Here is a 12,662-nt window from a genome sequence, read left to right on the forward strand (position 1 = left end):
TCATCCCCTCTCGCGTGCTATGGCCCGATGGCCGATGTCGGTGCGATAGTAGCAGTCGGCCCAGCGAATGGCCTCTACCTGTGCATAGGCGGCCTGCTGGGCGGCGCTGACGCTGTCACCACGCGCGGTACAGCACAGCACGCGGCCACCTGCCGTCAGCACCTCGGGGCTGGCGGCATCGGTGTTCAGCGCGGTGCCGGCATGAAATACCTTGCCGGCAAGCTGTGCTGCCTGCTCCAGCCCTTTGACAACGTCACCCTTGCGGTAGCTGTCCGGGTAGCCGCCGGCCGCCATGACCACACCCAGAGCCGGCTGCTCGGACCAGCGAGCGGTCTGCTGCTCCAGCTCGCCCCGGCAGGCTGCCAGGCAATGTTCAACCAGGTCGGATTCCAGACGCAGCATGATGGGCTGGGTTTCCGGATCCCCGAAGCGGCAGTTGTATTCCAGCACATTGGGTGTGCCGTCGGCCGCAATCATCAGGCCCGCATACAGAAAACCGGTGTAGGTGCGGCCCTCGGCCTTCATGCCATCCACCGTGGGGCGGATAACCTCCTGCAGCACCCGCTCGGTCAGCGCCGGGGTCACCACCGGTGCCGGCGAGTAGGCGCCCATGCCGCCGGTGTTGGGGCCGGTATCGCCATTCAGGGCTGCCTTGTGATCCTGCGAGGTAGCCATGGGCAGAATATGGTCACCGTCGACCATGACGATAAAGCTGGCCTCTTCGCCCTGCAGAAACTCTTCCACCACCACCCGGGCGCCGGCTTCACCAAAACGATTGCCGGCCAGCATGTCATTTACGGCCGCCTCTGCCTCGGCTTCCGTCTGCGCCAGAATGACGCCCTTGCCAGCCGCCAGGCCGTCGGCCTTGACCACGATGGGGGCACCCTTGGCACGGATGTAGTCCACGGCCGGGTCGACATCGGTGAAGACGCCGTAGAAGGCGGAGGGGATCCGATGCCGGGCCAGGAAGTCCTTGGTGAAGGCCTTGGAGCCTTCCAGTTCGGCGGCGGCCTGCGTGGGCCCGAAGATGGTCAGGCCGGCGGCGCGGAAATCATCCACGATGCCCGCCACCAGCGGGGCTTCGGGGCCGACAATGGTCAGACCGATGTCGTGTTCGCGCGCAAACCGGATCAGCGCCGCGTGATCCGCCATATCCAGCGGCACATTCTCTATGTCCGGCTCCAGCGCCGTGCCGGCATTGCCGGGTGCCACATAAACCCTTGTGGCCAGCGGGGACTGAGCCGCCTTCCAGGCCAGGGCGTGTTCACGACCGCCCGCGCCAATAACCAGTATGTTCATCCCAGAGTCCTGTCTGTAGCTGTGGTTGCTGCTGTTGCCAGCGGCTGATTCAGTGCCGGAAGTGCCGCATGCCGGTGAAGACCATGGCAATGTCATGCTCGTCGGCCGCCGCGATCACTTCCTCGTCCCGCATCGAGCCGCCGGGCTGTATCACCGCGCGGATACCGGCTTCGGCGGCCTGGTCCAGACCATCACGGAAGGGGAAGAAGGCATCGGAGGCCATGGCCGATCCTTCCACGACCAGACCCTCGTCGGCAGCCTTGATGCCGGCGATGCGGGCACTGTACACGCGACTCATCTGGCCGGCGCCGATGCCGATGGTCATCTCGTCCCGGGCATAGACGATGGCATTGGATTTGACGTACTTGCAGACCCGCCACGCGAAGTGCAGATCCCGCAGCTCATCAGCGGTCGGTCGGCGGCGGGTCACCACCCGCAGCTCGTCCTGACCGACTGCGCCCAGATCACGGTCCTGAATCAGCAGGCCGCCGGTGACTTTCTTGTAATCGAAGCCGGGCTCGGCCGTGTCCCAGTCGCCACAGGCCAGCAGGCGCACATTGGGTTTGACCTTGACCACATCATGAGCGCTGTCGCTGATCATGGGCGCAATGATCACTTCCACGAACTGCTGGTCGATGATGGCCTTGGCGGTGGCGGCATCCAGCGGGCGATTGAACGCTATGATCCCACCGAAAGCGGAGGTCGGGTCGGTCCTGAAGGCGCGCTGGTAGGCCTCGAGAATGGTCTCGCCGGTGGCCACGCCGCAGGGGTTGGCATGCTTGACGATTACACAGGCCGGGTTGTCGAAGGCCTTGACGCACTCCAGTGCCGCATCCGTATCGGCAATGTTGTTGAACGACAGGGCCTTGCCCTGCAGTTGCTCGGCCGTCGCCACGGAGGCTTCGGCGGCGTCGGGGTCGACATAGAAGGCTGCCGACTGATGCGGGTTCTCGCCGTAGCGCAGGCCCTGCGCATGCACCAGTTGCTGGTTCCAGGTGCGCGGGAAGGGCAGGCGATCGTCCGTGCTCAGGCGGTCAGCCGACTGGTCGATACTGCCCAGATAGTTGGCGATCATGCCGTCATAGCGTGCGGTGTGCTCGAAAGCCTTCAGCGCCAGATCAAAGCGGGTTCTCTGCGTCACGCCACCGAGACGGTCGGTCTCTTCCAGCACGCGGTCATAGTCGGTCGTGTCGACCACAATGGAGACCCACTGATGGTTCTTGGCCGCGCTGCGCACCATGGTCGGACCACCGATATCGATGTTCTCGATGGCGGTGGCCAGATCACAGTCCGGGCGCGCGGTGACATCAGCGAAGGGGTACAGGTTGACCACTACCAGATCAATGGGCGCAATGCCGTGATCGTTCATGATGGCATCGTCCTGCCCGCGGCGGCCCAGAATGCCACCATGAATCTTCGGATGCAGGGTCTTGACGCGACCATCCATCATCTCGGGGAAACCGGTGTGCTCCGATACTTCGACCACCGGCAGATCGTGTTCACGCAGCAGGCGGTAGGTACCGCCTGTGGACAGCAGTTCCACGCCACGCTGATGCAGTGCGGTGGCGAATTCAACAATGCCCGTCTTGTCGGACACACTGAGCAGGGCTCGTTGCAGGGATACCGTGGCTCGCATAATCAGTCCTGTTGGCAGACAGAGATCAAAGCAGGCCGTACTGCTTCAGTTTCTTGCGCAGAGTGCCCCGGTTGAGGCCCAGAATCTGCGAGGCGCGAGTCTGGTTGTCACGGGTGTAGCGCATGACGACTTCCAGCATCGGCGCTTCCACTTCAGACAGAACCATCTGATACACATTGTTGACGTCCTGGCCGTCCAGATTCTGAAAGTAGTTGTTCATGGCGGTCTCAACACTGTCACGCAGCGTGGGGGCATGTTGCTCGTCACCACTGTGAGTGGATTGTGTCATGGATACCTCAGTTGAATTCATATTCATGCTGCTTGGTCACTTTCCTGTCGTGCGGATACACGGTTGAAGTAGCTGTGTATCAGTTTTCGTTGAGCGTCCGGGGTCTCCAGACAGTTGAATTGCTTGCGGACGTCTTTGGCGTCCGCGCGGGCCTGTAGATACCAGCCCACGTGCTTGCGCGCAATGCGCACCCCTGACCAGTCGCCGTAAAGACGGTACAAACCTTCCAGGTGTTCCAGCAATACGGCTTGCTGTTCCTCCAGGTTTGGCGGGGTTACCACCTCTCCGGTTGCGAGATAATGCTGAATCTCCCGAAAAATCCAGGGGTTGCCCTGCGCAGCGCGACCGATCATCAGGCCGTCGGCGCCAGTATAGTCCAGAACATGCCGGGCGCTGGGGCCATCGATGATGTCACCGTTGGCCAACACCGGTATCTCTGTGGCCGCACAGACAGCGCGGATGGTGTCATACTCCACGGTCGGCCTGAACCGACAGGCCCGGGTCCGCCCATGTACGGCCAGCATCCGAATGCCACACTGTTCGGCAATACGGGCAATGGTGACGCCGTTGCGTTCCTCCGGTGCCCAGCCGGTACGGATCTTCAGTGTTACCGGCACGGTAACCGCTGCCACTACGGCGGACAGAATGCGTCCGACCAGGGCTTCATCACGCAACAGCGCCGAGCCAGCCGCCTTGCTGCACACCTTCTTGGCGGGGCAGCCCATATTGATGTCGATGATATCGGCACCCAGGGCTTCGTTGCGGCGGGCGGCCTCGGCCAGCTGTGTCGGTTCCGTACCCACTATCTGCACACTGACCGGCCCATCGTCATCGGCCTGCGCCAGGCGCAACCGCGACTTGCCCGAGTTCCAGAGCCGGGTATCTGCAGTCACCATCTCGGAGACTGCCAGCCCCGCGCCCAACTGCCGACAGAGACGCCGAAAGGTTCGGTCAGTCACGCCGGCCATGGGCGCCAGTACCAACGCCGGGTCGATCTGATGGGGGCCGATTGTCAGCGTGGGCATGGGCAGCACGGTATCCTGATCATTTTGTGGTCAGCACGGGCGGCGTATGATACTGATTCCGGCCCCGTTAGAAAAGCGCCAGGCCACGGTTTCTCAAGGCTTTGCAGCGTTTTAGTGAAAAGATTGGGACGGAACGATCAGTAGTGAAAAGTCAACTGGAAATTACCCAGATTATCGACTGGCTGATTGATGTTGAGACTGATGCTGATTGGCCTTCCGGCCGGCATCAGATCACCCGGCTGCAGTTCGCCGCCGACATAGTCTTCCGGGGCAAAGAGGCCGTCAGCCACTACTTCGCCCTGGCCGTCCCGGATGGACAGCCGCAGCACCGGGAAGGGAGCTGGGCGGTCCCCCCGGTTGATGAACACCGCATCCAGACGCATGCGCCCATCCGGCAGGGGCCGCAAAACCGAACTCAGGGCCCGAATGGCACCCACATCGGGGCCGCGATCAGCCAGTTGGCAGGGGACCCACTGGCAGGCCTGGGCATACAGGGGGGCCAGCACGGGTTGCTGACTGAGGCGGTCACGCTCCCACCACAGCATCTGCAGGGCGATCAGTACTACGGCGAGCAGAGCGGCACTCAGCCACAGGCCCTGGTGCCGGTCCGGGGCGGTGGCAGCGGCCGCCAGGTCATCCAGGTCCTGATGCGCCAGGGTGGTATGGCGTCGGGATGGCGAGGCGGGGGCGCTTTGCTTGCTGTCCCGGCCGAAGGCAATGGGCTGTTCATCACCCTGCAGTGAGAACTGGTCATGGCGTTCCGGCTTCTGCGCCTGCTCTTCGCGCTCGATATCTGCGAGCATGTCCAGAGCCCAGCTGTCATCGGCGCCGGCGTCGGTGTCCGGCTCCTGGTCGCGGAGAACGGTGTCCCGCCGCTGCGGCAACTCATCGTCCAGGGCCAGAAAGGAGTCGCTGAACTCGACTGTCTTCTCCTCGCCGAAGTCGAGCTCGTCTGTCTCGTCATCTTCGTCGTCCATGAAGACAAGGTCTTCGTCTGCATCCAGACCGAACAGCAACTCGTCATCATCGGCGGCAAAACGGCGACTTTCGTCAGCCGGCTCCGGAGCCTGCCGGAACGGCTGTTCGGGGCGGCGTTCTGTGGCCGGGCCGGGCCGGGCGCGGCGGGTGGCAGGGTCCAGCAGATGCTCGCGCGCATTGAACACCTTCAGGCAACTGCCGCAGCGCACCGCCCCGCGCGCGGCCGCAAGCTGCTCGCCGGTAACCCGGAAGGCAGTGCGACAGTGCGGACAGCGCGTGGATTCGGTTGCGGCCATGGTTGCGTTGGTTCTCTGCGATACCGGTAATCAGTGTCGGTCGACAGCAGACGCGCCGGATTTCAGATTGGCGTGTCGGTGCGTCGGCCGGAGATTCTAGCCCAGTCGTCCTGATATGACACGGTCATTTCCGTCAATTCACTGTCATAGGCAGCACAGACTTCTTCGACCTGGCTGCGAATGACACCGGACAGTACTATCCAGCCACCCGGCCGCAGATGGCGCAGCAGGGTGGGGGCCAGGTCGATCAGCGGACCGGCCAGGATATTGGCCAGCACCACATCCGCTTCGGTGTCCGCCGGCAGGGCGTCCGGCAGCATGACCGCATAGCGTGCCGGGTCGATGCCGTTGCGGTCGGCGTTCTGACGGGTGGAGGTTACCGCCTGCGGATCGATATCGACCCCGACCAGGCGCCGGGCTCCCAGCAGCAGGGCTGCTATGCCAAGCACGCCGGAACCGCAGCCGAAATCAAGCACTGTGCTGTCCTGCAGGCCACCGGCGGCAGCCTGATCATTGAGCCAGCGCATGCAGAGTGCCGTGGTCGGGTGGGTGCCGGTACCGAAGGCCAACCCGGGGTCGAGCATCAGATTGACTGCATCGGGGTCGGGCGGGGCCTGCCAGCTGGGGCAGATCCAGAGGCGCTCGCCGAAGCTGATCGGATGATAGTGGTCCATCCAGGCGCGTACCCAGTCCTTGTCTTCCAGCAGGTCGGAAGACCAGTCGGGCAGCACGTCGACAGCCGGCAGCGGCAACTGGGCCTGCAGTGCCTGTACCACAGCTTCTATATCGGTAGCGGCGGGGAACAGGGCTGTGAATTCGGAAGAGGACCACAGGGGGGTGGCCCCGGGGCCCGGCTCCAGCACGGGTTCGTCAGCGGCATCTTCCAGCGTGACTGCCTGCGCGCCCAGCCCGAGCAGGGCGTCTTCCAGTGTTTCAATCTGTTCCGGGCGCAGTCGATGCAGCCGCAGTTTGAGCCAGGCCATGAGTTCTCCGCAGTTGGTGTGGATGCAGGCGTAACGAAAGAAGGGGCCCCGGGCCCCTTCAAAGCATACCATGACGCGTCGGTGCTGCTTCCTACTTGATCAGCTTGTTTTCCAGGTAGTGGATGTTGATTCCACCGGCCTTGAAGCCTTCATCACGGACCAGCCACTTGTGCAGGTCGATATTGGACTTGATGCCTTCAATGACCAGTTCGTCCAGGGCTACCCGCATCTTGGAGAGGGCAGATTGACGGTCCTCACCATAGGTGATCAGCTTGCCGACCATGGAGTCGTAGTAGGGCGGGATGCTGTAACCATTGTACAGGTGAGAATCCCAGCGCACGCCGAAACCGCCCGGCGGATGGAACTGCGTTACCTTGCCGGGGCTGGGCATGAAGGTCTTGGAGTCCTCGGCGTTGATGCGGCATTCGAAGGCATGGCCCAGCACCCGGATTTCCTCCTGCTTGAAGGACATCGGCAGGCCGGAAGCAATGCGCAACTGCTCCTTGATGATGTCAACACCGGTCACCTGCTCGGAAACCGGGTGTTCCACCTGGACCCGGGTGTTCATCTCGATAAAGAAGAAGCGTCCGTCTTCGTACAGGAACTCGAAGGTGCCAGCGCCGCGATAATTGATTTCGTTGCAGGCGCGCGTACAGGCGGCCAGCACATCAGCCCGGGCCTGAGGGTCGATGCCGGGTGCAGGTGCTTCTTCCAGTACCTTCTGGTGCCGGCGCTGCAGTGAGCAGTCACGGTCGTACAGATGAATGGCGTTGCCCTTGCCGTCAGCCAGAACCTGGACTTCCACATGGCGCGGATTGACCAGGAATTTCTCCATGTAGACGGTGTCGTCGCCGAAAGCTGCACCGGCCTCCGATTTGGTAATGGAGATCGAGCTGATCAGGCTGGCTTCACTGTGCACGACGCGCATGCCGCGACCACCACCGCCTGCTGCGGCCTTGATGATGACCGGATAGCCGATTTCGCGCGCCATCTTCAGGTTTTTCTGATCATCATTGGTCAACGGACCGCCCGAACCGGGCACTGTGGGTACGCCAGACTTGATCATGGCCCGTATCGCCGACACCTTGTCGCCCATCAGGCGGATGGTCTCGGCCTTGGGGCCAATAAAGGTAAAGCCGCTGTTCTCCACCTGTTCGGCAAAATTGGCGTTCTCCGCCAGAAAACCGTAGCCCGGGTGAATGCCCACGGCACCGGTGACTTCGGCCGCAGCGATGATGGCCGGAATATTGAGGTAGCTGTCGGCGCTCGGGTTGGGTCCAATACAGACAGCCTCGTCGGCGAGTTTGACGTGTTTCAGGTCGCGGTCCACCTGCGAGTGGACGGCCACCGTCCGGATGCCCATCTCCTTGCAGGCGCGCATAATGCGCAGGGCAATTTCACCCCGGTTGGCAATCAGTACTTTTTCCAGCATCACGGCACCTGTCAGATAATGGTGAACAGAGGTTGATCGAATTCGACCGGCTGACCGTTTTCGGCAAAAATCTCACCGATGGTGCCATCGCGGTCCGCCTCGATCTGGTTCATCATCTTCATGGCTTCAACGATGCAGACGGTGTCACCTTTCTTGACCTTCTGGCCTACTTCCACAAAGGGTGCCGAGGCCGGTGAGGGCGAACGGTAGAAGCTGCCGACCATGGGCGACTTCACCAGATGGCCCGCAGGCTCCGGTGCTGCAGCGGGTTCAGCCGGGGCGGCAGGTGCACTGACTGCCGGTGCCGGTGCTGGCGCCGGGGCGGGTGCAGCATATTGCTGTACCTGTGATGACAATGCATGTGCGGCCCGACTGATGCGGATCGACTCTTCACCCTCGGTGATTTCGATTTCGTCGATGCCGGATTCTTCAAGCAGTTCAATAAGCTTCTTGACCTTACGAATGTCCATTGCCCGAGTCCTGTGTCTGTTTATGGGTTAAATGCTGGTGCAGAAAGCGCAACCCGGCCCGATAGCCTTCACTGCCGAGCCCACAGATCACCCCGACCGCCTGGTCGGAGAAATAGCTGTGGTGGCGGAACGGCTCGCGCCGATGGATATTGGACAGGTGCACTTCCACGAACGGTATGGCGGTGCCGGCCAGGGCATCGCGCAGCGCTACGCTGGTGTGGGTGTAGGCGGCAGGATTGATGACCAGTCCGCTCAGTGAACGGTGTTGATGAACCCAGTTGATCAGGTCGGCCTCTGAATTGCTCTGAAAGCAGGTCAGTCCGATGTCCAGATCCCGCGCCAGGAGTTCCAGGCCGTGATTGATGTCGGCCAGAGTTTCATGGCCGTAGATGCCTGGCTCCCGGGTCCCAAGCAGATTCAGGTTGGGGCCGTGCAGGATGCCTAGTTGGTGCTGGGTCATAAGATTGTTGGAATATGCAGTTAAAATCAGCGATCAGGTAGACAATATTGGTCTAAACCAGTTGGGTCAACGGCTGGTTGTGATTTTTGTTATGAAAAAAAATCAAAAGCAGGGGGTTGCGACTGCCCACTATACTTCAGTTGACGTTTTCCCGCTCGTCTGTATGCAGTAAGCTGGTGCAGGCAGGCATAGCGTCGGCACCAGGGATTCCCGCCCGGCCTCGCCCGGATTTCACCACAGGAGAGCGATCATGCGGCCAGATGGCGATCAGAGCAACAGTCAATCTGCCACCGAGGATACCGCAGGACAGAGCCGGAGCGCCTCATGGCAGAGCCGTTGGCGGGTCCTCTGGCAGGGCAGTCTGAGCCGCCTGCGCACAGCTGTGCACGGTATCCAGATGCGCTGGCGTCTGACTCTGGGCATTGTGGCCACGGTGGTGGCACTGCTACTGGTGCTGGCGCTGTGGTGGAGCCGTGAGCCGGAGCTGGTCGATGTGCGCGCGGCGGCGGCAGAGCGCATGGACGCGGACGACCAGGCGTTGCCCGCGGGCTTTGCCACTGCGGTGGCGGTGGAGGAAACGGCCCGGGGCCTGCTGCACAAGCGGGGCGGCTATCTGCGGCACAGCCGGTTGCCGCCGGCTCTGTTCATGGACAACATGCCGAACTGGGAGCTGGGTGTGGTGTGGCATCTGCGCGAGTGGTCCGAGCTGCTGCGGCGGGATATCAGCCGGGCCGACCGGCGGGCGACCGAGGACCCGGATCTGGTGATCGTCGAGCCGCAGTTCTATTTCGACACCGACCGCTGGCTGCTGCCTTCGACCGTCAGCGAGTACCGACGCGGGTTGCGCCACCTGAGCGCCTATGTGGATCGCCTGCAGGCTGGAGAGGCCGAATTTCATGTGCGCAGCGAAGATCTGGCCCGCTGGCTGGCTGCGGTCGATGATCGACTGGATCAGCTGCAGCAGCAACTGGTCTACAGTGTGGCCACGCGCGCCTATGACCCCCCGGAGTTTCTGGCCATCGAGGCCCCGCAGGATAATACACCGCGCCTGCAGATCGACGATGTGATCTTCCAGACCCGCGGCTACAGCTGGGCGCTGCTGCACAGTCTGCAGGGCGTGCAGGAGGATTATGCGGCCGTACTGGGCGATGACCCGGCAACGGTAGCGGCCATGGAACAGGCACTGCTGGAACTGGTGGCTTTGCAGCGTCCGCTCTGGGCGCCCTGGGTAATGAATGGTTCAGGCTATGGTGTACGCCCGAATCACGCTCTGGTCAGCGCCGCCCACCTGGGACGGGCGCGCAACGCCCTGCTGACTCTGGCCGCCGGGCTGGACTGAGCCCGGCAGCCTGGATTCGTTCAGAGGCGTTCTTCGGGGCTGGCCAGGTGAGGCGTCAGTTCCGGTGCGGTATGACGCCGCCCGGAGCGGGTGACATCCAGCAAGCGGATGCGTCGATCATCGGCCGTGTGCACGACAAAGTGCCAGTCGGCAATGGTGACGGCCTCGCCGCGTTTGGGCAGATGCCCGAAGACGTGCGTGACATAGCCGCCAATGGTGTCGAACTCATCGTCACTCAGCTCGGTGCGGAAGAAGTCGTTGAAGTCCTCCACCTCGGTGAGTGCGGAGACGCGGTAGCGACCGTCACCCAGTTCCTGAATGTCTTCTTCTTCCAGCGGGTCGTGTTCGTCCTCGATATCCCCGACGATCTCTTCCAGTACGTCTTCGATGGTCACCAGCCCGGCTACGCCGCCGTATTCATCGACCACAATGGCCATGTGATTGCGCGTTTCGCGGAAATCACGCAGCAGCCGGTTCAGACGCTTGCTTTCGGGGACAAAGACCGGCGGGCGGATGACTTCATCGATACGGGCGGTCATGCGCTCGGGGTTGAAGTCGGATTCGCGCGCCAGGCGCAGCAGATCCTTGGCCAGCAGGATGCCGACCACGGCCGTGTTGTCGTCATTCATGACCGGGAAGCGCGAATGCGAGGACTCGACGATCTTGTCGAGAATGGCGGTCACGGCATCGCCGGGCTCAATCACCACCATCTGCGAGCGGGGCACCATGATGTCGCGCGCATGCTGGTCACTGACCTCGATGGCGCCTTGCATGATGTGGTAGGCCGAGTTGTCCAGCAACTCGTTCTCGTGCGCTTCCTGCAGCAACTGCAGAATCTGATCTCTGTCTCTGATTTCAGCTGAAAAGGTATCCGAGAGTTTCTCCAGCCAGCTTCGTTTGCTGGGCTGACTACTCTGGTCGTCGCTCATGACTGTTCTGTCTCTCCTGGCGTCCGGTAGGGGTCGGCGATGTGCAATCCGGCCAGCAAGCGGATTTCCAGTGCTTCCATGGCCTCGGCTTCGTCATGGTTTTGATGGTCGTAACCGAGCAGGTGCAAGGTACCATGAATGACCATGTGCGCCCAGTGCTCCCGGGCGCCCTTGCCCTGTTCGACAGCTTCCTGATGAATGACCTGGCTGCACAGGGCCAGGTCACCGACATAGGGGTCCTGCCAGTCAATGCCGGGGGGAGGTTCAAACGGAAAGGACAATACGTTGGTCGGCTTGTCACGGCCTCTGTAGTCGCGATTGAGCTGCTGTGATTCCTGCGCCGAGACCAGCCGGGCGGTCAGCGCCAGGGGGCGGTCCAGGGTTTCGGCAACCCGGACCACCCAGCGTTCGAAGTCATCGTCATCCGGTGGCGGCTGGGGCTCGTCGTCCGCCGCATGCTGCACCGTTACCTCAACGTCCATTGCGCTCCGGCTCCTGCTTGTCATCCCAGCGCTCGTAGGCGTCGACAATGCGCTGCACCATGGGGTGACGCACGACATCCTGCGAACCGAAATGGACAAAGCTGATGCCCTCCACGCCTTCCAGTACCTCGATGGCATGCTTCAGGCCGGAGGACATGTTGCGCGGCAGGTCGACCTGGCTGGGGTCGCCGGTAATTACCGCCGTAGAGCCGAAACCGATGCGGGTCAGGAACATCTTCATCTGCTCGCGGGTGGTGTTCTGGCTTTCATCCAGAATGATGAAGGCATGGCTCAGGGTGCGGCCCCGCATGTAGGCCAGCGGCGCAACCTCGATGACATTGCGTTCGATCAGGCGATCCACCTTTTCGAACCCCAGCATGTCATACAGGGCGTCGTACAGTGGCCGCAGGTAGGGGTCGACTTTCTGCGCCAGGTCGCCGGGCAGAAAGCCCAGTTTTTCACCGGCCTCCACGGCCGGACGCACCAGCAGAATGCGCTTCACGTCATCGCGCATGTAGGCGTTCACGGCACAGGCCACGGCCAGGTAGGTCTTGCCGGTACCGGCCGGGCCCAGACCGAAGTTGACGTCATGCGTCTGGATGGCATGCACATATTTCTTCTGGTTCGGACCCTTGGGCTTGACCAGCACCTTGGGCGTGCGCACCTCGTTGATGCCGGGCTTGTCCCAGGGGTTGGGCTGTGCCGGGTGGGTGCCACTGGTGCGGGCCTCTATCTCGGCATCCTGCAGGTGCAGATGGACCTGGTCGGGCTGCAGGTCGGCACCGCCCTGAGTCATGGCATAGAGGTCAACCAGCAGCGCCTGTACCACCGGCATCAGGGGCTCCTCGCCGCGTACTTCAAAGGCGTTGCCCCGACTGAGCACACGTACCCCGAGCCGCTCCTCGATCAGGCGCAGGTTTTCGTTGCCCAGGCCGCACAGGCTGGCCAGTCGCTGGGGGTGGTCCGGCAGCAGCTCGAAACGGACGGTGGATGCTGCGGGTTTTACCGGTGATTCAGTGGAAGCCAATTAGCAGTGCCTCGGTG

13 protein-coding genes are annotated in these 12,662 nt (G+C 62.3%); 1 reads left to right on the top strand and 12 read right to left on the bottom strand.

Annotation, left to right across the window (positions count from 1 at the left end; translation table 11 throughout):
- From purD to aroQ, 9 genes are all read right to left on the bottom strand, one after another.
- The gene (purD, locus tag E4656_RS00695; protein ID WP_135480273.1) at positions 1–1,299 is read right to left on the bottom strand and encodes a phosphoribosylamine--glycine ligase; all 1,299 of its coding nucleotides are present in this window, start codon (positions 1,297–1,299) and stop codon (positions 1–3) included.
- A 49-nt stretch (positions 1,300–1,348) separates the two neighbouring features.
- Positions 1,349–2,935, bottom strand: a complete 1,587-nt coding sequence (gene purH, locus E4656_RS00700; RefSeq protein ID WP_135480274.1) for a bifunctional phosphoribosylaminoimidazolecarboxamide formyltransferase/IMP cyclohydrolase — start codon at positions 2,933–2,935, stop codon at positions 1,349–1,351.
- 25 nt (positions 2,936–2,960) lie between these two features.
- Entirely contained in the window at positions 2,961–3,245 is a 285-nt protein-coding gene (gene fis / locus E4656_RS00705) for a DNA-binding transcriptional regulator Fis (protein WP_276605961.1), read from the bottom strand.
- A 2-nt stretch (positions 3,246–3,247) separates the two neighbouring features.
- Positions 3,248–4,249, bottom strand: a complete 1,002-nt coding sequence (dusB, locus tag E4656_RS00710) for a tRNA dihydrouridine synthase DusB (protein WP_135480276.1) — start codon at positions 4,247–4,249, stop codon at positions 3,248–3,250.
- Between the two features lie 137 nt (positions 4,250–4,386).
- Entirely contained in the window at positions 4,387–5,523 is a 1,137-nt protein-coding gene (locus E4656_RS00715) for a DUF3426 domain-containing protein (RefSeq protein WP_135480277.1), read from the bottom strand.
- A gap of 62 nt (positions 5,524–5,585) precedes the next feature.
- A complete protein-coding gene (gene prmA, locus E4656_RS00720) occupies positions 5,586–6,506 on the bottom strand; it encodes a 50S ribosomal protein L11 methyltransferase (RefSeq protein WP_135480279.1) in 921 nt (306 codons plus the stop codon).
- A gap of 91 nt (positions 6,507–6,597) precedes the next feature.
- Complete coding sequence (gene accC / locus E4656_RS00725) at positions 6,598–7,938, bottom strand: acetyl-CoA carboxylase biotin carboxylase subunit (protein WP_135480281.1); 1,341 nt, start codon at positions 7,936–7,938, stop codon at positions 6,598–6,600.
- Between the two features lie 11 nt (positions 7,939–7,949).
- Positions 7,950–8,408 carry an acetyl-CoA carboxylase biotin carboxyl carrier protein gene (accB, locus tag E4656_RS00730; protein ID WP_135480283.1) on the bottom strand — a complete coding sequence of 153 codons (459 nt, stop codon included), beginning with the start codon at positions 8,406–8,408 and terminating at the stop codon, positions 7,950–7,952.
- Positions 8,395–8,868, bottom strand: coding sequence for a type II 3-dehydroquinate dehydratase (gene aroQ, locus E4656_RS00735; RefSeq protein ID WP_135480285.1), 474 nt, complete (start codon positions 8,866–8,868; stop codon positions 8,395–8,397). Before aroQ ends, accB begins: the two co-directional genes overlap by 14 nt.
- Positions 8,869–9,118: 250 nt before the next feature.
- On the opposite strand from aroQ, the gene E4656_RS00740 reads away from it, so the two are divergent.
- Positions 9,119–10,207 carry a DUF2333 family protein gene (locus tag E4656_RS00740; protein WP_135480286.1) on the top strand — a complete coding sequence of 363 codons (1,089 nt, stop codon included), beginning with the start codon at positions 9,119–9,121 and terminating at the stop codon, positions 10,205–10,207.
- A gap of 20 nt (positions 10,208–10,227) precedes the next feature.
- Here E4656_RS00740 and E4656_RS00745 read toward each other — a convergent pair whose 3' ends face one another.
- Genes E4656_RS00745 through E4656_RS00755 form a run of 3 tightly spaced genes read right to left on the bottom strand, consistent with a single transcriptional unit; the run spans position 10,228 to position 12,645 of the window.
- Complete coding sequence (locus E4656_RS00745; protein WP_135480288.1) at positions 10,228–11,136, bottom strand: HlyC/CorC family transporter; 909 nt, start codon at positions 11,134–11,136, stop codon at positions 10,228–10,230.
- Positions 11,133–11,618, bottom strand: coding sequence for an rRNA maturation RNase YbeY (gene ybeY / locus E4656_RS00750; RefSeq protein ID WP_135480290.1), 486 nt, complete (start codon positions 11,616–11,618; stop codon positions 11,133–11,135). Before ybeY ends, E4656_RS00745 begins: the two co-directional genes overlap by 4 nt.
- Positions 11,608–12,645, bottom strand: coding sequence for a PhoH family protein (locus E4656_RS00755; RefSeq protein WP_240753872.1), 1,038 nt, complete (start codon positions 12,643–12,645; stop codon positions 11,608–11,610). The genes ybeY and E4656_RS00755 overlap by 11 nt, the downstream gene beginning before the upstream one ends.
- Positions 12,646–12,662: the final 17 nt, after the last annotated feature.

Source organism: Natronospirillum operosum, assembly GCF_004768465.1.
Classification (GTDB): Bacteria; Pseudomonadota; Gammaproteobacteria; order Pseudomonadales; family Natronospirillaceae; genus Natronospirillum; species Natronospirillum operosum.